Source organism: Stenotrophomonas sp. YJH_SMC_131, from assembly GCF_059367975.1.
The window spans coordinates 83169-103665 of record NZ_JCAFRJ010000001.1 but is presented as its reverse complement, the minus strand read 5'-3'; the positions used below and the strand labels follow the sequence as shown (position 1 = coordinate 103665).

The 20497-nt window shown below is 65.8% G+C and carries 16 protein-coding genes and 1 riboswitch; of the genes, 11 read left to right on the top strand and 5 right to left on the bottom strand.

Annotated features, from left to right (window positions below; translation table 11 throughout):
- Nucleotides 1-162: 162 nt before the first annotated feature.
- Nucleotides 163-1740, bottom strand: coding sequence for a BCCT family transporter (locus tag AC5P56_RS00450; RefSeq protein WP_049440587.1), 1578 nt, complete (start codon nt 1738-1740; stop codon nt 163-165).
- Nucleotides 1741-2005: 265 nt separating this feature from the next.
- Nucleotides 2006-2107, top strand: a riboswitch (TPP riboswitch).
- 82 nt (nt 2108-2189) lie between these two features.
- On the opposite strand from AC5P56_RS00450, the gene thiC reads away from it, so the two are divergent.
- From thiC to AC5P56_RS00420, 6 genes are all read left to right on the top strand, one after another.
- The gene (gene thiC, locus AC5P56_RS00445; RefSeq protein ID WP_032955989.1) at nt 2190-4034 is read left to right on the top strand and encodes a phosphomethylpyrimidine synthase ThiC; all 1845 of its coding nucleotides are present in this window, start codon (nt 2190-2192) and stop codon (nt 4032-4034) included.
- 93 nt (nt 4035-4127) lie between these two features.
- Nucleotides 4128-4799 (top strand): ion channel, encoded by a 672-nt coding sequence (locus AC5P56_RS00440; protein ID WP_014648329.1) that lies wholly within the window; start codon nt 4128-4130, stop codon nt 4797-4799.
- Between the two features lie 259 nt (nt 4800-5058).
- Nucleotides 5059-7383: a winged helix-turn-helix domain-containing protein gene (locus AC5P56_RS00435; protein ID WP_197606357.1), complete on the top strand. Its 2325-nt coding sequence runs from the start codon at nt 5059-5061 to the stop codon at nt 7381-7383.
- A gap of 115 nt (nt 7384-7498) precedes the next feature.
- The gene (locus AC5P56_RS00430; protein ID WP_032955994.1) at nt 7499-8398 is read left to right on the top strand and encodes a helix-turn-helix transcriptional regulator; all 900 of its coding nucleotides are present in this window, start codon (nt 7499-7501) and stop codon (nt 8396-8398) included.
- Between the two features lie 49 nt (nt 8399-8447).
- Nucleotides 8448-11297, top strand: coding sequence for a TonB-dependent receptor plug domain-containing protein (locus tag AC5P56_RS00425; RefSeq protein WP_014648326.1), 2850 nt, complete (start codon nt 8448-8450; stop codon nt 11295-11297).
- A 169-nt stretch (nt 11298-11466) separates the two neighbouring features.
- The gene (locus AC5P56_RS00420) at nt 11467-11676 is read left to right on the top strand and encodes a hypothetical protein (protein WP_014648325.1); all 210 of its coding nucleotides are present in this window, start codon (nt 11467-11469) and stop codon (nt 11674-11676) included.
- 59 nt (nt 11677-11735) lie between these two features.
- Here the strand turns inward: AC5P56_RS00420 and AC5P56_RS00415 are convergent, their stop codons facing one another.
- Both AC5P56_RS00415 and ppa read right to left on the bottom strand, forming a co-directional pair.
- Nucleotides 11736-12857, bottom strand: a complete 1122-nt coding sequence (locus AC5P56_RS00415; RefSeq protein ID WP_014038392.1) for an HDOD domain-containing protein — start codon at nt 12855-12857, stop codon at nt 11736-11738.
- A gap of 152 nt (nt 12858-13009) precedes the next feature.
- Nucleotides 13010-13546: an inorganic diphosphatase gene (ppa, locus tag AC5P56_RS00410; protein WP_005410935.1), complete on the bottom strand. Its 537-nt coding sequence runs from the start codon at nt 13544-13546 to the stop codon at nt 13010-13012.
- 187 nt (nt 13547-13733) lie between these two features.
- Between ppa and AC5P56_RS00405 the strand changes: the two genes are divergently transcribed.
- From AC5P56_RS00405 to AC5P56_RS00385, 5 genes are all read left to right on the top strand, one after another.
- Nucleotides 13734-14225, top strand: coding sequence for a hypothetical protein (locus tag AC5P56_RS00405; protein WP_126411341.1), 492 nt, complete (start codon nt 13734-13736; stop codon nt 14223-14225).
- Complete coding sequence (locus tag AC5P56_RS00400) at nt 14225-14698, top strand: hypothetical protein (protein WP_227864224.1); 474 nt, start codon at nt 14225-14227, stop codon at nt 14696-14698. Before AC5P56_RS00405 ends, AC5P56_RS00400 begins: the two co-directional genes overlap by 1 nt.
- A gap of 84 nt (nt 14699-14782) precedes the next feature.
- The gene (locus AC5P56_RS00395) at nt 14783-15283 is read left to right on the top strand and encodes an RNA polymerase sigma factor (RefSeq protein WP_014038389.1); all 501 of its coding nucleotides are present in this window, start codon (nt 14783-14785) and stop codon (nt 15281-15283) included.
- A 105-nt stretch (nt 15284-15388) separates the two neighbouring features.
- Nucleotides 15389-16324 (top strand): FecR family protein, encoded by a 936-nt coding sequence (locus AC5P56_RS00390; protein ID WP_346601646.1) that lies wholly within the window; start codon nt 15389-15391, stop codon nt 16322-16324.
- Nucleotides 16325-16580: 256 nt separating this feature from the next.
- Nucleotides 16581-19499: a TonB-dependent receptor gene (locus AC5P56_RS00385; protein ID WP_495231383.1), complete on the top strand. Its 2919-nt coding sequence runs from the start codon at nt 16581-16583 to the stop codon at nt 19497-19499.
- A 90-nt stretch (nt 19500-19589) separates the two neighbouring features.
- On the opposite strand, the gene AC5P56_RS00380 is transcribed toward AC5P56_RS00385, so the two are convergent.
- Nucleotides 19590-19982 carry a hypothetical protein gene (locus AC5P56_RS00380; RefSeq protein ID WP_227864227.1) on the bottom strand — a complete coding sequence of 131 codons (393 nt, stop codon included), beginning with the start codon at nt 19980-19982 and terminating at the stop codon, nt 19590-19592.
- A 166-nt stretch (nt 19983-20148) separates the two neighbouring features.
- On the bottom strand, nt 20149-20406 hold the full coding sequence (locus tag AC5P56_RS00375) for a DUF2789 domain-containing protein (RefSeq protein WP_006390068.1): 258 nt from the start codon (nt 20404-20406) through the stop codon (nt 20149-20151).
- Between the last annotated feature and the right edge of the window lie 91 nt (nt 20407-20497).

The following is a 20497-nucleotide window of genomic DNA, read 5'->3' as shown; positions in this document are numbered from 1 at the left end:
TTGGCGCCATGGATGGCGCCATCGAGCCCCCATGGATGGGTTCACGGCGTGTCCTGCCCACCCACACCGCCCCACCCAACCAGCAGCAACCCGGAGCCGCCTTTGAATTTGACCTTGGCCCTTGCCTGGAAAAGCGGTGCAGCCGCAGGCTGCAAAACACACTCAATCTTGATCCTGCGCGCGCGCCGCCTCGGCCTGGGTCTCCTCCTGCGCCGCCATCTCGCGCGCGATCCACGCATCGATCATGTGCCGCTGGCGCTGCGCCTGCCGCCGCTCACGCGTGTACTCCTGGTCGAGCACGCGGTACAGCGACACCATCACCAGCACCATCAGCAGCGCGAATGGCAACGCCGCAATCGTGATCATGCCCTGCAGTGCATCCAGGCCACCGGCCAGCAGCAAGGCCGCTGCGATCAACGCCACCGCAATGCCCCAGGCCAGCTTGCGCTTCAACGGAGGATCGCCTGCTTCGTCAGTGGACATGCTGGCCAGCACCAGTACCGCCGAGTCGGCCGAGGTCACGAAGAAGATCATCAGCAGTACCAGTGCGATGCACGACAGCAGCAGCGGCAGCGGCATGCTGTCGAACAGCGTGAACAGCACGGTCTCGTAGCCATTGCCCAGCGCCTGCACCAGGTCGGCATGGCCGAAGATCTGTGCCCACAGCGCGGTGCCGCCGAATACGGCGAACCAGAAGAAGCCCAGCAGCGTCGGCGCGAGCACTACGCCGATCACGAACTCGCGCACGCTGCGGCCGCGCGAGATGCGTGCGATGAACGACCCCACGAACGGTGCCCACGAGATCCACCAGGCCCAGTAGAAGATTGTCCAGTCCGCCACCCAGGTGCTGCCGGAGAACGGTGACATGCGCAGGCTCATCGTCACCAGCTGGTTGAGGTAGGAGCCCAGCGTGGTGGTGAAGGTATCGAAGATGAAGCCGGTCGGCCCCAGCACCAGCAGGATGGCGGCCAGCAGGGCAGCCAACGCCAGGTTGAAATTGGACAGCCACTTCACACCTCGCTCCACGCCACTGGCGGTGGACGCCATATACAGCACGAAGGCGACGGCAATGATGGTCATCTGCACAGCGACGGTAGCCTGCACGCCGAACACGCGCTCGATGCCGGCGGCGATCTGGATGGTGCCGAAGCCCAGCGTAGTCGCGACACCGATCGCGGTGGCGACCACTGCAGCGATGTTGACCGCCCTACCGATCCAGCCGCGATGGTGGCGGCCGATGATCGGCTGCAGCATGTCGCTGACCAGGCCGCGGCCGTTGCGGTTGAACTGGAACCAGGCCATTGCCAGCCCGATCAGCGCATAGATGGCCCACGGATGCAGGCCCCAGTGGAAGAATGCATAGCGCATCGAGGCGCGTGCCGCATCCAGGCTCTGCGGAGCAAGCCCTTCCGGTGGCTTGCTGAAGTGCGAAATGGGCTCGGCGGCGCCCCAGAACACCAGGCCGATGCCCATGCCGGCGGCGAACAGCATCGACATCCAGCTGGCTCGCGAGAACTCGGGCTCGGCGTCTTCGCCACCGATGCGCAGGTTGCCGAAGCGACCGAACGCCAGGTACATCAGGAACACCAGGGCCAGGAATACCACCAGCAGGTACAGCCAGCCGACGCTGCGGATGACTTCTGCCAGCATCGACTGCACCACGGCATTGAAGGGGCCTGGTGCAATACCGGCAAGCAGCACCAGCAGGAGAACCAGTGCGATGGAAACGCGAAACACCATGAAGGAGCTTCTCCGATCAAGGGATTGAGGGGAGCGAGCAGAGCTTGCAGCGAAGGACCGGCGGCATGCAGCGCGAACCGGGCAGGGGCCGCGTCGGCGTCGAAGGAGGCATCGGTCGCTGGAGGGCGACGGACGTGCACGTTACTGAACGCGACGTCATGGTTCTGTTAACGAACAGCGATCCGGATCAGATCCGCTTTCCACAGGAAAGCGGAACTGACCGCGGGGGCAACTCCCGGAGCGGGCGCTCTATGCTCTAATGCACGCCAAGAAGCGGGGGTACCGCGGCCATGTGGCCACGGTTGAGACAGTCCCTTGGAACCTGATCCGGCTCATACCGGCGTAGGGAAGCTTTGCAGTGCAGCCGTGCCCGGACACCGCCCAAGGACCGTCCGTGCGCGGTCGCAGTGCGCCGCCGCTTCGTCCCTGACCTTCCTGGACGATGCCCGATGAACGCACAGCTCTCCGCCCTGCAGCAACAGGCCCAGCAACTCTCCGAATCCGTGACCCGGCCCATTCCCGGCTCGCGCAAGATCCACGTACCCGGTTCGCGTCCGGATCTGCAGGTGCCGATGCGCGAGATCGCGTTGACCCGCACGCCGACGCTGTTCGGCGGCGAGGAGAATGCACCGGTCACGGTCTACGATACGTCGGGCCCGTACACCGATCCGGACGCGCGTATCGATCTGTCCGCGGGCCTGCCGGCGCTGCGTCGTGGCTGGGTGGAGGAGCGCGGCGATACCGAACAGCTCGACGGCCTGAGTTCGTCGTTTGGCCGCGATCGCGAGCACGACCCGAAGCTCGATGCTGTGCGCTTCCCCACACGCAGCCTGCCGCGACGTGCACGTGCAGGCGCGAACGTCACCCAGATGCACTATGCGCGCCGCGGCATCATCACGCCGGAAATGGAATTCGTCGCCATCCGCGAAAACCAGCGGCTGGACGCGATCCGCGATGCCGGCCTGCTGCAGCAGCACCCGGGCGAGGCGTTCGGCGCCTCGATCCAGAAGATCATCACGCCGGAGTTCGTGCGCGATGAAATCGCCCGTGGCCGTGCGGTGCTGCCCAACAACATCAACCACCCGGAAAGCGAGCCGATGATCATCGGCCGCAACTTCCTGACCAAGATCAACGCCAACATCGGCAACAGCGCGGTGTCCTCGGGCATTGCCGAAGAGGTGGAGAAACTGGTGTGGGCGATCCGCTGGGGTGGTGACACCGTGATGGACCTGTCCACCGGCAAGCACATCCACGAAACCCGCGAGTGGATCATCCGCAATTCGCCGGTGGCGATCGGTACCGTGCCGATCTACCAGGCGCTGGAGAAGGTCGACGGCCGCGCCGAAGCGCTCACCTGGGAGATCTTCCGCGACACGCTGATCGAGCAGGCCGAGCAGGGCGTGGACTACTTCACCATCCACGCCGGCGTGCTGCTGCGCTACGTGCCGCTCACCGCCAAGCGCGTGACCGGGATCGTCAGCCGTGGTGGTTCGATCATGGCCAAGTGGTGCCTGGCGCACCACAGGGAGAATTTCCTCTACACGCACTTCGAAGATATCTGCGAGATCATGAAGGCCTATGACGTGACCTTCTCGCTGGGTGACGGCCTGCGCCCGGGCTGCATCGCCGATGCCAACGACGCGGCGCAGTTCGGTGAGCTGGAGACGCTGGGTGAGCTGACCAAGATCGCCTGGAAGCATGATGTGCAGACCATGATCGAAGGCCCCGGCCACGTGCCGATGCAGCTGATCAAGGAGAACATGGACAAGCAGCTGCGTGAATGCGGCGAAGCGCCGTTCTACACGCTGGGGCCGCTGACCACCGACATCGCGCCGGGCTACGACCACATCACCAGCGCGATCGGTGCGGCGATGATCGGTTGGTTCGGCACGGCGATGCTCTGCTACGTGACGCCGAAGGAACACCTCGGCCTGCCCAATCGCCAGGACGTGCGTGACGGCATCATGGCCTACCGCATCGCCGCGCATGCGGCCGACCTGGCCAAGGGCCATCCGGGCGCGCAGGTACGCGACAACGCACTGAGCAAGGCGCGCTTCGAGTTCCGCTGGGAAGACCAGTTCCACCTTGGCCTGGATCCGGAGAAGGCCAGGGAGTTCCATGACGAAACGCTGCCGAAGGATGCGCACAAGCTGTCGCACTTCTGCTCGATGTGCGGCCCGCACTTCTGTTCGATGAAGATCACCCAGGATGTGCGCGACTACGCCGAGGCCGGCATGAAGGAGAAGTCGGAGGAGTTCCGCGCCGCGGGTGCCGAGGTCTACCACCAGGGGTGATGCGCAGACGGTGGTGCCGGCCAGTCGCCGGCACTACCGCTCATCACGCCGCTCCCGGCTATCCTCCGCCCATCATCCCGGGGAAAGGACACCATGCCTGTTGCCATGACCACCCGTTGGCTGGCCATTGCCCGCCGGCATCCTTCGGCCTGGTTGCTGGGCGCGCAGCTGCTGGCGGTGCTGCTGTATCCCGCGCTGGATGACACCGCCGCCGGCCGCGCGGCACTGGGCATGTTCGGCATGGCGGTACTCGGCCTGGCGCTGTGGGTGGTCCAGCGCAGCCCGCTGGGCACCTGGCTGGCGCTGTTGCTGGCCATTCCCTCGGTGGTGTTCTCGTTGGCAGGCGCATTGCTCGAGCGCACCGCATTGCTGACCACCGCGCAGGTGCTGGAGAGCCTGCTGTACTTCTACACGGCTGGCGCCCTGATTGCCTACATGCTCCAGGATCACAAGGTCACCCGCGACGAACTGTTCGCCGCTGGCGCAACCTTCACCCTGCTGGCGTGGGCGTTCGCCTTCGCGTTCGCGGTGTGCCAGCAGTGGTATCCGGGCAGTTTCCAGGGCACCGGCGGGCAGGCGCAGCGCAGTTGGATGGAGCTGCTTTATCTCAGCTTCAGCTTGCTGTCTGGAGTCGGCTTGAGTGACGTCGTGCCGCTTCATCCACAGGCACGAGCACTGGTCATGCTGGAGCAGTTTTCCGGCGTGATGTACGTGGCTTTGGTGGTTTCGCGGCTGGTCGGATTGACCATGCTGCGGCGCATGTGAAAATGAACGCCAGATAAAAATTTCGCGCCCAAGAGGGCGCGAATGATGTCGCGAATTATGTGAATGCGTCGGCGAGAGAGAGCCTGATGTCGACCACGCGATAGGCGAGGTAACTTGCATAGGCTAGTATTCGCGCGCTCGATTGTTTTTGCGGTATGCGCCGATGCTTTGTGCGGAGTCTGGCTTTTCGCTGTTCCCAGGACGGGACCGTAACGAAGGCAAACACTGCCCGGGACCTGTCTCTACTGTGTAGCAGAAAATGAACAGCAGCGAAATACAGCCACCCGTGTCCGATCGGATACGGATAGGAGAGTGCATCGTCACTCTGTCCTCGCGCGAAGTCGAGGTCGTCGGTGCGCGTCGTCCGCGCCGGCTGACGCCGAAGGCGCTGGGCGTGCTGCGCGTGCTGCTGCGGCAGCCGGGCCGTGTGGTCACCCGCGACGAGTTGTTCGCCGAGGTGTGGCCGGACACGCTGCCGACCAACGATGTGCTGACCCAGGCCGTTACCCAGCTGCGCAAGGCGTTCAGCAACGACGACGACAGCGGCCAGGCCTACATCGAGACCATTGCCAAGACCGGCTATCGGCTTCTGGTACCGGTACAGGCGCTGGACGATGCGGAGCCGTCGGCTGCGGGCTTGCCTGACGACGAAGATGTGGACGTGCAGCCCGCACTCGCCGCCGCTGCGGCGCTGCCCGCGCGCGCGCAGGAATCGCGCCGCCGCTGGCGCCATGTCCGCCGCCGCGTGCTGCTGGCGCTGGGCGTGTTGATGCTGGCCACGCTGCTGGTGATGACCACGCTGCTGCTGCGCCGCGCACCGGCCAGCAGTTCGCCGGTGGAGGCCGCCGTGGAGAACGGCACGCGGGTGATCGGCAGCCCCCAGCGTCCCTATCGGTTGATCACCGCAACCAGCGGCTTTGAAACCTATCCCACGCTGTCACCGGATGGTTCGCTGGTGGCCTATGAAGGCGCCAACGAAGATGGCAACGGCGGTGGTGCGATCAAGGTACAGACCTCCGGCAACGCGCCGGCGCGCCAGTTGCTGGCGCCGCCGGCCGGTGCCGTCGATCGATTCCCGAACTGGTCGCCGGATGGTCGCGAAATTGCCTTCGCACGGTTCTCTGCCGACGGTGGCTGCCAGGTGCTGATCGCCAGCGCTACCGGTGGCGCACTGCGCCAGGCCACGCGCTGCGATGGCACCGAGCTGCTCAGCTTCGACTGGACGCCCGATGGTCGCGGCCTGGTGTTCGGCAGCATGGTCGGGCGCTACGCGCACCGTGGCATCCGCGTGCTGGACCTGGCCAGTGGTCAGTGGCGCGCGCTGGCGTACAGCGTCGACCAGGACGACTTCGACTACGCACCGCGCTACTCGCCCGATGGGCAATGGCTGGTGTTCGTGCGCAATCCGCAGCTGGGCGATCTGTGGCGGGTGCCGGCCGCGGGCGGTAAGCCCGAGCAGCTGACCAACGAGGCGGCAGAGCTGCGCGGATGGGCCTGGCTGGACGATGGCCGCACCATCGTGTTCGGTCGCCGCGTCGACAGCGAGGCGCGGCTCTATTATCTGGACGTCGAGCGGCACACGCTGCGCGATGCCGGCCTGGATGATGCGCAGTGGCCCGCCGTGTCGCGACGTGGCGGGATGCTGGCCTTCGTCCACCGGCGCGCGCAGTTCGGCGTGTTCAAGGTGCCGGTGCAGGGCAGCGGCGCGCCCGAACGCCTGTTTGCATCCAGTGGCCGCGATGGGCAGCCGATGGCAGCGCCGGATGGCCGCCAGCTGGTCTTCACCTCGGATCGCTCCGGCAGCTTCGCCCTGTGGTGGGCGGACATGCAGCGGCCGGATTCGCTGCGCCCCATTGAAGGGCTGCGGCCGGAAGCGCGGCAGGCACCGGACTGGTCGGCCGACAGCCGCCAGCTGCTCGTGGTCGGCCGCGACGCGCATGGGCGCACGGTGGTCTACGAGATCGCGCCACGCGATGAACGCCTGCAACCTTTGCCGGTCCCGGCCGAACAGCCGCTGCAGGCCCTGTATGGCGCGTCGCCGGAGCAGTTGTTTGTGGTCGAGCGCGATGCCGACCAGCGCACCCGGTTGAGTCTGTTCGACCGCAGCACCCAGCCCTGGCGCCGGTTGGCCAGCATCGAAGGGGTGTCGCAGGCGCGCTTCGACCGCAGCAGTGGCCGCGTGTTGTTCACCCGCCTGGCCGCAGGTGGCCTGTGGTCGGCCGACGCCGCGTTGTCGTCAGGCAGCGTGCAGCAGATCAGCGATGACCGGCCCAGCCGCTGGCGATACCGGGCCTGGACCGTGGCCGGCAACACTGGCGTCGGTTACCTCGGCACTTCGAGCACGTGTGGCACCACCTTCGTGCGCATCCTGCCCGGCCGCGCGGAGCCGGAACGCTGCCTGGATGCGGAACGGCTCAGCGCCGGCAACGGACTCAGCGCCAGCGCTGACGGGCGTGACCTGTTCGTGGCGATGGCGGTCAGCGATGGTGCCGACATCGGTGTGATGCGGTTGCCCGAACGCCCCCCCGCGCTGTTTCCGGCGTTCTCCAAGTTATTGTTTTTCAGTGGAAATGGGCCTTCGTAATTTCTTCGTCTGGATCTCGTCGCGAATTCGTGGCGATCTCGTCGGACTTTCCTGACGCGGTGCCGCCTGATTAGGCAAAACGGAGTCCTGTACTAGGCAAATCCGTGGTGCCCCCATGCGTCAACTCTCGCTGGCCGATCGCGGCCAAACCGTCTCCCTGGACCGGTCGCTCGACGATGTCACGCCGACCTGCCTGGGCGTGGCCCGGCTGGGCAGCCTGCAGACCGCCGGCTCCAGCTTCACTGTCTGGATGCAGGTGCGTGGCAGTTCGTGGGTGGAGGCCAAGGAAGGACGATTCCGCCTGCGCCAGGGCGAGTGGATCGCCTTCGAAAAGGAATCGCGGCCGTTGGTGCAGGCCGGTCGCAACGGGTTGTGCGTTGGCCTGAACCTGAACGTTGAAGCGCTTCGCGTGCTGACCGAGATGGCCGACTGTGGCCTGTATGCCGGTCGTGGCCGCATGAACCGCAGTGACGCCCGCGTTGCGCTGCGCTTGTGGCGCGATGCGCTGGCCAGCGGCCAGCCGGCCCAGGCCTTGCGTCCGCTGCTGCTGCACCTTGCTGGCCTGCAGCGTGGCCTGGCCGACAACGTGCAGCGCTGCCCAGGCCGCTCGCGCAGCCGCAAGCGCCAGGTGTTCGGCCGCATGCAGCGTGCGCGCCTCTATCTGGAAGGCAACAGCCACCGGGTGGTGCGCATCGGCGAACTGGCCGAACTGACCAACTTCTCCAGCTGGTACCTCTCCAAGACCTTCCAGAGCCTGTACGAGGAAAGCCCGCAGTCGCTTTCGGCACGACTGCGCCTCGAACGCGCCGCTGATCTGCTGCGCGACACCGACATGATGGTGGGCGAGGTCGCTGCCGCCAGCGGTTTCGACAACTGCTGCAGCTTCGCGCGTGCGTTCCGCGCCCGCTACGGCCAGTCCGCGTCGCGCTTCAGGGAGAACGGCGGCTTGCTCCCGCCACAATCCGCAAAGTCTCCGGTTGGTTCGCGCAAATACAGCGCTGCAACGCAATCGTAACGTGCTGGGGTGTTTTAACACGCTGCTAACACGTACCTTGGAGAGATAGATGAACGTTCGTAATCCCGCAGTGCGGTTCGGCTTGCTGCCGGCCGGCATTGCGCTGGCGCTGGCGCCGGCCTTTGCTTCGGCTCAGGAAGCAAAGGGCACCACCGACCTGGACCGCATTTCGGTCACCGGCTCGCGCATCCGCGGCGCCTCGGTGGAGACCCAGCAGCCGATCCTGACGATGACCCGCGAATCCCTGGAAAAGCAGGGCTTCTCGAGCGTCGCCGACGTGCTGAACAACCTGACCTCGGCCGGTTCCCCGGCCATTTCGCGTTCGGAGTCGCTGGCTTCGGGCGAGAACGTGGGCGGCTACTACGTCGACATCCGCAACCTGGGCGCCGAGCGCACCCTGGTGCTGATGAACGGCAAGCGCCTGGGCGCTTCGACCTCGGGTCTGCAGGACCTGAGCCAGATCCCGATGTCGGCCGTTGAGCGTATCGAGATCCTGAAGGACGGCGCCTCGTCGATCTACGGTTCCGACGCCATTGCCGGCGTGGTCAACGTGATCACCCGCAAGAACTTCGACGGCGGCGAAGCCAATGTCTACGTCGGCCAGTACGGCAAGGGCGACGGCGACAGCGAAACCTATTCGATGACCCTCGGTGCCCGCGGTGAGCGCGGCAGCCTGACCCTGTCGGCCGAGTACTCGAAGCAGGATCCGGTGTGGGCCAAGGACCGCTGGTACAGCCGTGACGGCTCGCTGGGTCCGAACTCCACCTCGGCTGATTGGAGCCCGATCAGCCAGAACGGCAGTTGGTGCAACCCGAAGCTGTACGACTGCAGCAAGTCGAGCGCGGTGTGGCAGACCCTGAACCCGGGTGGCAATCCGAAGAACCCGAACGACTACCACGCGATCACCGAAGACGAGTTCGCCAACTCGAACGAGCAGATGACCCTGCTGACCGGTGTGAAGCGCAAGTCGGTCTACATCAACGGCACCTACGACTTCACCGATTCGATCAGCCTGAACACCGACGTGCTCTACAACGAGCGCCAGACGTTCCAGCAGATCGCCGGCTATCCGTACCAGTCCGCTTCCAAGTCGATCAACACCCCGCTGTCGGCAGACAGCGCCTTCAACCCGGTTGGCCAGGACGTCAGCTTCCGCCGCCGCCTGTGGGAAGTGCCGCGTACCACTGACAGCCAGCTGAAGACCCTGCGCTTCGCTCCGACCCTGACCGGCTTCTTCGAGCTGGGTGGCAAGACCTTCGACTGGGATGTCGGCGCGCTGTGGAACCGCAACGAGTCGATCAAGAGCAACCGCGGTGACATGAGCCTGATCGGCGCGCGTCAGGCGCTGGGCCCGTCGTTCATCGATGCCGGTGGCGTTGCCCGCTGCGGCACCGCCGCCAACCCGATCCTGGGCGATTGCCGTCCGTGGAACCCGCTGCTGCCGTACGGCGTTGAGGGTCAGGGCTCGCTGGCGAACCAGGAGCTGCAGGACTTCCTGTTCCCGACCTTCACCACCCGTGGCGTCACCAAGACCACCAGCTTCACCGCCAACCTGTCGGGCGCCATCGTGACCCTGCCGGCCGGCGACCTGGGCTTCGCCCTGGGTGTCGAGCACCGCAAGGAAGAAGGCAGCTACGTGCCGGACGCCTTCGCACAGTCGGGCCAGTCCACCGGCCTGGGCCAGAAGCCGACCCGCGGCCAGTACGATCTGAACGAGGTCTACCTCGAACTGAACGTGCCGCTGCTGGCCGACATGGCCTTCGCCAAGGAACTGACCCTGAACGTTGCCAGCCGTTATTCGGACTACAGCAACTTCGGTGGCACCACCAACAGCAAGTTCGGCCTGACCTGGCGTCCGCTGGATGAACTGCTGGTCCGCGGCACCTACGCCGAGGGCTTCCGCGCTCCGACCATCAGCGACCTGTACGGTGGCCTGAGCTCGAGCTTCGAGTCCTACATCGATCCGTGCGGCGTGAAGGCTCCGGGCAGCGTTGCAGGCAATGCCGCGTGCTCCGGCGCAGGCGTGCCGGCCAACTACGTGCAGCTGGGCCAGGCAGGCAAGGAATGTTCGACCCTGCCGTGCCAGTCGGGTGACCAGTTCATCTCGGGTGCCAATCCGAACCTGAAGCCGGAAACCTCCAAGAGCACCACCTTCGGCCTGGTGTGGAGCCCGCGTTGGGTGCAGGGCCTGGACGTGTCGCTGGATTGGTACAAGTACGAAATCAGCGACATGATCATCGCTGACAGCGTCGACCGCATCCTGCGTGACTGCTACGTGCTGGGTAACGCTTCGCGCTGCTCGAGCGTGACCCGTGCGGCTGACGGCCACGTCAGTGCGATCACCTACGGCACCGCCAACCTCGGCAAGATGGAAACCCAGGGCTACGATCTGGGCATCAAGTACCGCCTGCCGGAACTGGCCATTGGTCAGTTCAGCATCGACTGGCAGACCAGCTACACCGCCAAGTACGACGAGCAGCGCCAGAACAGCGCGGGCGACAACATCATGGTCGGCCGCGTCAGCGAGCCGGGCCTGTTCCGCGTGCGTTCGAACCTGGGCGTCAACTGGCAGTACGGCGATTTCGGTGTGAACTACACCGCGCGCTACTACTCGGGCATGAAGGAAAGCTGCATCTCGCTGGCTGACGGCTGGTGCGATGCTCCGAACCACATGGCCAACGGTGAGACCGATCCGCTGCGTCACACCGGTTCCAACACCTTCCACGACCTGCAGGTCAGCTGGAAGGCGCCGTGGGATGCGACCATCGCCCTGGGCGCGAACAATGTGTTCGACCACAAGGGTGCCCTGCAGTACTCGGCTCCGAACTCGGCGTTCGCCTACTACGGCGGCTTCGACGTGGGTCGCTTCCTGTACATGAAGTACACCCAGCGCTTCTGATCCATCGAAGTGCGGTAGCAACAGAAGGAGGGCGGACCGCAAGGTCCGCCCTTTTTCTTGTAGGGGAATTCCGGAAATTGTTGGAAGGTGAGCGCAGTCACGGTCCCGTCGTGTCGTAATCAACACAGTCAGGAGGTCCACTACCGGACGCTTGCATGTGGAGAGGGATATGAAGAACACGTTGCTGCGGCAGGCATCCGCCGCTGCATTGATCTACGCAACGCTGGTGGGCGCAGTGTTCGCGCAGGGCCTCGGGGTCTGCGGCGGTGGGCTCTACTGTGAGGAGTTCCGCCAGCAGTGCCTGGCCAGTGGCAAGTCACCGGTCATCTGCGAGTCGCAGTACCGTCGCTGCGTGCAGGACGCCTGCGGTACCCGCTGATATGGAAGGGGCGCACCTTGTGGGTGCGCCCTCTGTCATCCGGACATCATGCAACGCGCTCAGGCGTCGCTGGGCACCAGTCCCATCAGCGCATTGGCGTGTTCGCGCCATTGCGGCAGTTTGTTCAGCACGCCTGCGCGCTGCAGGTAGTCCTCGTCCACCGGATCGCCATTGACCAGCGCCAGGGCCACGTGCACCGCACCGGTCACCCAGAAGCTGCGGGTGTTGGCGCGCTGCGGCTGCAGGTGGAAGGCCACCGCTTCGATGATCGGCATCGGCAGGCCCCACAGGCCCAGCAGGTAGGCGCCGGCCTCGGCATGGCCAGGGCGGGTGTCGCCGGCCAGCGAGGGCTCGCTGCGCTCGTTGCGCACACCCGGCAGCAGCAGGCCGATGTCGGCCAGCAGCGCGGCAGTCGCTCCCAGTTCGGCACTGGATTCGGGCAGCAGGCGTGCGGCGAGCCGCGAGGCCAGCAGTGCGCGCTGTTGCAGCGAGTTGCGCTCGGCGGCCGACAGCGTCGGTGCGGAGAACACTTCGCTGGCCAGCACCAGGTCACGCAGCGTGGCCAGGCCCAGCCGGGTCACGGCGGTGCGCAGGTCGGCAATGGTGCGGCCCTGGCTGAAGAAGGCCGAGTTCGACAGTTGCAGCACCTTGGCGGCGATCGCCGGATCGGCGGCGACCAGCTTGGCGACATCGGCACTGTCGGCGTCGTCGTCATGTTCCAGGGCCTGGGTCAGGCTCAGGTACAGGTGCGGCGGCGAGGGCAGTTTCTCGATACGGCCGATGGCATCGCGCAGGCGCGGGCTGTCCAGCACTTCGCGCAGTTCTTCCAGGCTGGTCAGTGCCTCCAGCAGCACTTCCGGCGCCAGCGGCAGCGGCAGGAAGCGGTGGGCGACACCAATGAGGCGCGCCGGCGGCGGCCGGTTGCCATGCTGCGCATCGACCAGCGCGATGCGGATGGTCTCCGGGCGCAAGGTCCGGATCTGCCCCAGCAGCGTGGTGGCATTGAGATCCGGCAATTGCGGGCAGACGATCACCGCGTCCACGCCCTGCGTGGCCACCGCGGTCATCGCGGCCTGGCCATCGGTGGCGGTCAACGGCTGCCAGTCTTCCCCAAGATCGGCAATGAATTCGGTCAGCTCGGCCGGCAGGCTGGCTGCATCCCCAACAAGCAGAATACGCACGACACATTCCCCTGGCTGTCTCGACGATGGATGTCGATGACGTGTGAAGTGACGCAATTTACCTAATACGGCAGCAAGAGTGATGTGCCGTCGTCATGAAACGTGACCCGCATCGCTCCGGCAGGGTACCGCCGGAGCGATCCGGTTCAGGCTCAGGCCTTGCTGTCGAGATGGCGCTGGTGCGCCTCGATCAGGATCTGCTTGGCCTCAGCGGCGCCGCCCCAACCGTCCAGCTTGACCCACTTGCCCTTCTCCAGGTCCTTGTAGTGCTCGAAGAAGTGGCCGATGCGCTCCAGCCAGTGGCTCGAGACCTGGGCGATGTCTTCGACGTGGGCGTAGCCGCTGAAGATCTTCGAGACCGGCACGGCCAGGATCTTCTCGTCGCTGCCCGCCTCATCGCTCATCTTCAGCACGCCGACCGGACGGCAGCGCACGACCGAGCCCGGCACCAGCGGCAGCGGCAGCACCACCAGCACGTCGGCCGGATCGCCGTCGCCACACAGCGTGCTCGGCACGTAGCCGTAGTTGCACGGGTAGCGCATCGGGGTGGAGAGGATGCGGTCGACGAAGATCGCGCCGGTTTCCTTGTCCACTTCGTACTTCACCGGCTCCGAGTCCTTCGGGATCTCGATGATGACGTTGATTTCTTCCGGCGGGTTCTTGCCGGGCGAGACGAGTTCCAGACCCATGGTGTGCTCCAGGTGGGGGGATATAGACGGATAGCTCACCATTTTATGCCTTTGCCGGGCGCTGTGCAGGGGGTGGGGGGCCGACCTGCCGACGCGGCAAGGCCTGACGGGGGGCGCCGCCCTTGGCCGATGGGCCAGGAGGGTCTGCCGGCGCAGGCTGAACGCTCATTCCCGAGGAGTTCCGTCGATGTCCTGGTATGCCCGATGCATGGGGGTCGTGCTGTTGCTGGCGTCCCTGCCTGTCTCCGCCCGCGGTCTGCACGTGGACCTGATCGATTACCCCCGGCCCGAGGCCAACTGGGAGCGCGCCTACGGGCTGCAGGCCGCCCTGGCAAGGGAGTTCGACCGGCTTTGTGCCGATACCTGGTGCGAAGGTGAGTACAGCAACTACCGGGTGATGGAGGTCCGCTGCGCGGTGCTGGCCCATCGCGGAACGGTGCAGCGCTGTGCCTGGGTGGTGGTGGCCAGCGAGCTGGCCGTGCAGGCCGATACCGGGGAGGTGCAGGTCGACAATGGCCGCTGGGTCTGTCCGTTGGAGTTGGGGCCAGGGGTACCTGTTGACGCCTTCCATGCTTCACTGGAAGCACCAGATGGCCTGACGGCGAACCTGCCTGGACTTGACCATGGCCTGTTCGACGCGCTGCCGGACTGCCTCCGGAAGACCGGGAGGGTGGGGTGATGCGCGTCTTCCCGGCACGATGGCTGGTCTGCGCGCTGCTGATGGCAGCCAACGCCCAGGCGACCCCTCAATTTGTCGATGCCCGTGACTACCCGAATCCGGCGACCGGGCGCGAGCGCTTCCTGGCGGCCGAACGTCTGTTGGTGCGCGGCTTTGACGATATCTGTGGGGATACCTTCTGCGAAGGGCAGTATTACAACCTGCGGGCGATGCGCTTGCGTTGCTCAGTGCAGCGGGCCACCGGTGTCGTGGCCCGTTGTGTCTGGACGTTCGCCGGGAGCTACACCTGGGTCCAGAAGACCGGGCAGATCGATGTTGACCAGGGACGCTATGCCTGCATGCTGCCACTGGCGGCGGGAACCCACTTGGACGAGCTGCTGGCAGCGTGGGAGCGCGCCGGGCATGAAGCCCTGCATGCCACCCTGCCCGGAACCAGCACCCACGTTTACGAGGGGCTGACTGATTGCCTGTGACCATTTCGACAATGCAAACGTGACTGATTCGCATTTGCGGAGTAGCATGCGCGGCGCCTCCCGTCTGTCGTCCCGGCTCCGCGCATGTCCTCCAATGCTGCCTCCCTCACCGAACTGCTGATCCGCGAGCGGCCAGCGCTGCTGCGCCGGGTGCAACGTATTCTGGGGGGCGACAACGGCGCCGAGGACGTGATCCAGGCGGTGTGGTTCAAGGCCCGTGGGGTCGATGACAGCCAAGCCATCGACAACCCACGCGCCTATCTGTATCGATTGGCCGCCAACCTCGCCACCGACCACGGCCGCGAGTCGACCCGGCGCAACCGCCTGCTGGCCGATCACTACCTGTGGGGGCCGGACGAGGTGATCTCGACCGAAGAGCAGGCCATGGCGCAGGACGAGCTGCAGCGGGTACTCGACGCGGCCGGCCATCTGCCGGAGCCGACCCGCACCATCTTCCGGCTCAACCGCCTTCAGGGCCTGACCCAGGCCGAGATCGCACGCCGCCTTGGGGTATCGGTGACCACGGTGGAGAATCACGTACGCACCGCGCTGCAGCGCCTGGCCTGGGCCCGCAGCGGCCGATGATCGCGCCGCCTTGGGGCTGGCCTTCGCGCAAACGTCTTGATCATTGGACCGTGGATGCGGTCCAGTTTCTCCGCCCCGCGCTTGAATGCGCCTGTCCGCCAGCCGATGAGCCCGCCGAACATGCTGCCTGCCGCCAATGACGATGCCCTGGCCGAGCAGGCCCGGGACTGGATCGCGTGGCTGGCCTCGGGCGATATCAGCGACGCGCGCATGCAGGCGTTCGAACACTGGCTGCAACAGCCGGGGCACCGCAGGGCCTTCGAACACGAGCGCGCGCTGTGGCGCAGCGTCGGGCCGCGAGCGCAGCCGGCCCGCGTGGCTGGTCGACGCCCGCGCCGACGGCGTTGGGCCATGGCTGCGGCGGCAATGCTGGCGATGCTGGTGGCATGGCCGGAGGCGTGGCTGCGCCTGCAGTCCGATCACCGCAGCACGCACCAGGTGCAGAACGTACTGCTGCCTGATGGCAGCCGTGCGGTGCTGGACGCCGACAGTGCGATTGCCGTGCACTTTGATGCGAACGCCCGCCAGGTCGAGCTGTTGCGCGGGCGTGCCTGGTTCGAGGTCAGTCCGGATGCGCAGCGACGTTTCAGCGTGCGCGCCGGCAATGGCGTGGTCGAGGACATCTCGACCGCCTTCACCGTGGCGCGGGGCCACGACCAGGTGGAAACCCAGGTCGGGCAGGGCAGGGTACGGATGGCCAGCCCGGTTGACGGTGGCTGGACCTACCTGCAGCAGGGCCAGCGCGCGGCCTACGGTGAACACAGTGGTGTGAGGCGATTGGGGGACGTTGCGGCCGACAGCGTCGGCGCCTGGCGTCAGGGCGAGCTGCTGTTGGAACAGGCCCGCGTCGCTGACGCGGTGCAATGGGTGGGGCGCTATCGCGCTGGCCCGACCTTCGTGCGTGGTGATCTATCGCAGCTGCCGGCGGTAAGCGCGGCGTTGCGCATCGACCGCCCGGAACAGGCGCTGGATGCGCTGGCCGCGACGGCTAGATTGCAGGTGACCCGGCTGCCGCTCGGCGTCGCCATCGTCCATCGGTAGATCCACGCCATTGCCCCGGTGCCGACCAACGGTCGGCACCCACCACTGCAACCAGCCACGCAACCGTCGGCACCCACCACTGCAACCGGGCGCGCAACCGTCGGCACCTGCTTCGACTGCAAATCCCCTTGGGGTTGCCACGCTTTCATCCGTCTTACTCCGCGAACGTACCCGCCGCCGCCACGTACGTCGCCGTGTCCGCCCGTGTTGCGGATGACGCCGCGTTCGCGGCACCGATTACCTGACAGGTTCCCCCATGTTCGACTTCCATCGCCCGGGCCGCGTGCTGCGCCCGTCCCGCCTGTGCATCGCGTTGCTCGCCGCCGGCCTGGCCAGTGCCGCGCCGTCCGTACTGGCGCAGAGCGCCAGCAGCGACCACGCGGCCGTGCTGCGCTTCGATATTCCGGCGCAACCGCTGGATGACGCGCTGCGCAGCTACATGCGCCAGTCCGGTGTGCAGGTGGTCTATCCCGCATCGCTGGCACGTGGCGTAACTTCTCGCGCGGTCGGCGGCAGCCTGTCGGCCAACGAGGCGCTGCAGCAGCTGCTGCAGGGCAGTGGCCTGGCAGTGCGCCGGGTCAGCGCCGATGCGGTCACCCTGGAAGCGGCAACGCCGTTGCAGGCCGACAGTGGTGTGATCGTCACCGACACGCTGAGTGTGGCCGGCGACCGCGTCGGGAGCGGCGCGACCAGTGATGAAGCACGCCTGCTCGACAGCTATCGCAGCGTGGGTTCGACCACCACGCTCAATCGCACGCATCTGGAGCGTTTCCGCGGCACCTCCAACGGCGACATCGTCAAGGGTGTGGCCGGTGTCACCGCCGGTGATCCGCGCGTGGGCAACGGCTTCGACGTCAACATCCGCGGTATCCAGGGCCAGGGCCGCGTGCCGGTGATCATCGACGGTGGCCAGTCCAGCATGGATACCTACCGTGGCTACGCCGGCCAGTCGCAGCGCACCTACCTCGACCCGGACCTGATCTCCAGCCTGACCATCACCAAGGGGCCGAGCCTGCAGCCCAACGCGTCCGGTGGCATCGGCGGCGTGGTCGAGATGGAGACGTTGAAGATCGGTGACGTGCTGCGCGAGGGCCGCGACGTCGGCGTGCGCGTGCGCGGCGGCCTGGCCAATGGCAGTGCCAACAGCCTGCCGTCCTACAGTGCGGCACCGCGCACCGATCGCAGCGCCACCGGCAGCCAGTTCTTCAACGTGGCCGCCGCAGGGCACTGGGACCGCTTCGATCTGGTCGCCGCTTACGCCTACCGTGACAACGGCAACTACTTCTCCGGCCGCCACGGCTACGACGACTTCCCGCAGGATCGGCGCACGCTGGCGCCGCTGAATCCGCCGCGCACCGAGGTTTTCAATACCTCTTCGCGCTCGAAGTCGGCGCTGCTCAAGGGTACCTGGCGCATCGACGACACGCAGACGCTGGAAGCCGGCTATCGCCGCTATGAAGGCACTGCCGGCGAGATCATGGCCTCGCAGATCATCCGCGTGGATCGTGACCGCATTCCACAGTGGGATCCGGGCCACGTCGACATGGACAGCTACAGCCTGCGCTACCGCTTCAATCCGGACAGCGAGCTGATCGACCTGCGCGTCAACGCCGCGTACACCGACACCGACAGCGTGATGTACAACAGCCTGACCGGCATCACCCCGTGGTACTTCGACCGCCGCACCGAGTGGTACGACGCGCCCAGCTTCAGTGGCGACCCCGGCTACAAGGATGCCTACCGCAATCCGCTGCGACAGAAGCGCTTCGGCCTGGATGTCAGCAATACCTCGAAGTTCGACACCCGGGCCGGCGCGTTCACGCTGGACTACGGCCTGTCCTACAGCGACGAAGACATCGCGCCGGGCAGTTCGGGGCCGGTCATGCACGACGATCTGGTCAACAACCGTTTCCTGCGCAACGCCGAGCGCAAGGAATACAGCGCGGTGGCCTCGCTGAAGTGGCAGCCCGATGAGCACTGGGAGCTGCTGGCCGGTGGCCGCTGGAACCGCGTGGATGTGCATGACCGCAACCGCCTGGCCACGCCTGATGCCTATGAGGTGCAGGGCCAGTACCGCTACACCGAGCTGCTCAATGGCAATCCGGCGCTGCCGTCGTGGCGGGCCAAGCGCATCGCGCTGCTGAACTGGTACCCGGATGCCAACGGCAACTTCACCCGGGAATCGCTGCTGGCCTCGCCGTACAAGAAGGGCACGGTGGCCGACATCGGTGGCTGGAACTTCTACGACGCTGGCAAGGCGCAGGATCTGGAAGTGCCGGTCAGCTGGAACTGGTCGCAGCCGATCCGCCGCCGCGACAGCGCGTTCTCGCCGACCGCCAGCGTGGCCTATCGCTTCAGCGAAGACACCATGGTCTACGTGAAGTACGCCGAAGGCACCAAGCTGCCGAGCCTGTTCGAGACCACGCTGGGCCTGTTCACCGCCGCCAAACCGGTGGGCGAGCTTAAGCCGGAGCGCGCGCGCAGCTGGGAAATCGGCGCCAGCACCCTCCGCTACGACCTGTTCACTGCCGGCGACCGCGTGGCGCTGAAGCTGGCGTATTTCGATACCCGCATCGACGACCTGATCACCCGTGACTACCGCACGCTGTCGGCGGGCCTGATCCGCAACGTCGACCAGTTCAAGGTTTCGGGCATGGAGTTCCAGTCCAGCTATGACAGCGGCAAGGTATTTGCCGATCTGTCCGCGCACTACTACTTCAAGGCCAAGACCTGCGCGCCGGACATCGCCGCCGAGCGCCGTGCCTATGGGGCGCAGCGCAGGAACGGCGAGCTGGCCAACACGCCCGACTGCGTGGACGGCGGCTTCGAAGGCTCCTACACCAACACGCAGAACCCGCCGCGCTACATGGTCAACCTGACCCTGGGCTCGCGCCTGTTCGACGAGCGCCTGGCCTTCGGCACCCGCGTGGTCCACAACGCCGGCCCGATCAGCAAGCTGGACAAGGACTGGAACGTGGGCCTGTCGGCGATCCAGCAGTTGTACCGGCCGACCACGCTGGTCGACCTGTTCGCCAGCTGGAGCTTCAACGACCAGCTCTCGGTGGAAGCCGGCGTGGACAACCTGACCGATCGTTACTACCTGGACCCGCTGGCCCTGGGCGTGATGCCGGCACCGGGCCGTACGGCCCGGCTGGCGTTGACCTGGAAGTACTGATCACCAGCGCAGAGCGCCTTTGGTGGGTGCGGACCTTGGTCCGCACCGCCTTTGACGTGGGGAAGACTCCGCTTTCCCGGAGCCGCCGCGCTACATATTGGTTCTCAATCCGTCGGCTGGAACGTCCAGTGAGAGCTCGACATCCGTCCAGTCTTCTTCAACCGGGAGGCGATGGAAAAGGCCGAAAAACAGTTCGCTCACGTAGCAAGCCCTGTTCTCGACCTCGCCAAGCGGAAGTTCGTGTGGAATCAGGTTTCGCCAGTGATCTTCAACGCCATTCGTCCCTGCAACGAAGCCTAGAGCGCTGCGGACATGAGCACGGGCAGCGGGACCAAATGTCTCCAAAATTTTGCTCATCTCACCGAACAACCAAGCTCTGTCCTGCGCATCGTTTATCTCGAACGCCGCCAATTCATCGTCCGACATGGACAACAGCGGGTAGTAGAGGTAATGGATGTAGTTGATGTTCGCTGCTTTCGCCATGGATGGATCAGCCTTGCTACCGCGCTCATGGTGATGGAAATGACGCGCTTCATCGAGGGCCGATTGCGACTGAGGTCTAGAATTCTCTTGGCAAGGGAATTCATCTCCACATGGTGTGGATCTACAGGGAGGGGCCGGGCCATGCCCGGCGCCCCCATCAGGACACTTACAGCCCCGTCGCCGCCTTCACCGCGTCCTCGTGCAGCGACTCGTTCAGCTCATCCACCACGGTGGTCCATGCCGCATCGGCCTGCAGCGACTCGGACAGGAACTGGCGCTGCGCATCGTTCCAGTACGGTGCCTCGACCACTTCCACATCGGTGGCCAGCTGGTGCTCGCGGATGAAGCGGGCGATGCCCTCGGCGCTGGCGTCCAGGCCCAGCTGCAGGAACAGGTTGGTCATGCGCGGTTCGGTGGTGATCATCGTCGGTTCCTGCGGTAAGAAGGGATGCGCCATTATCGGCGCACATAGCCTTGGGGAAAGCCCCGTGGCGAACGTCTACAGCAGGACGACC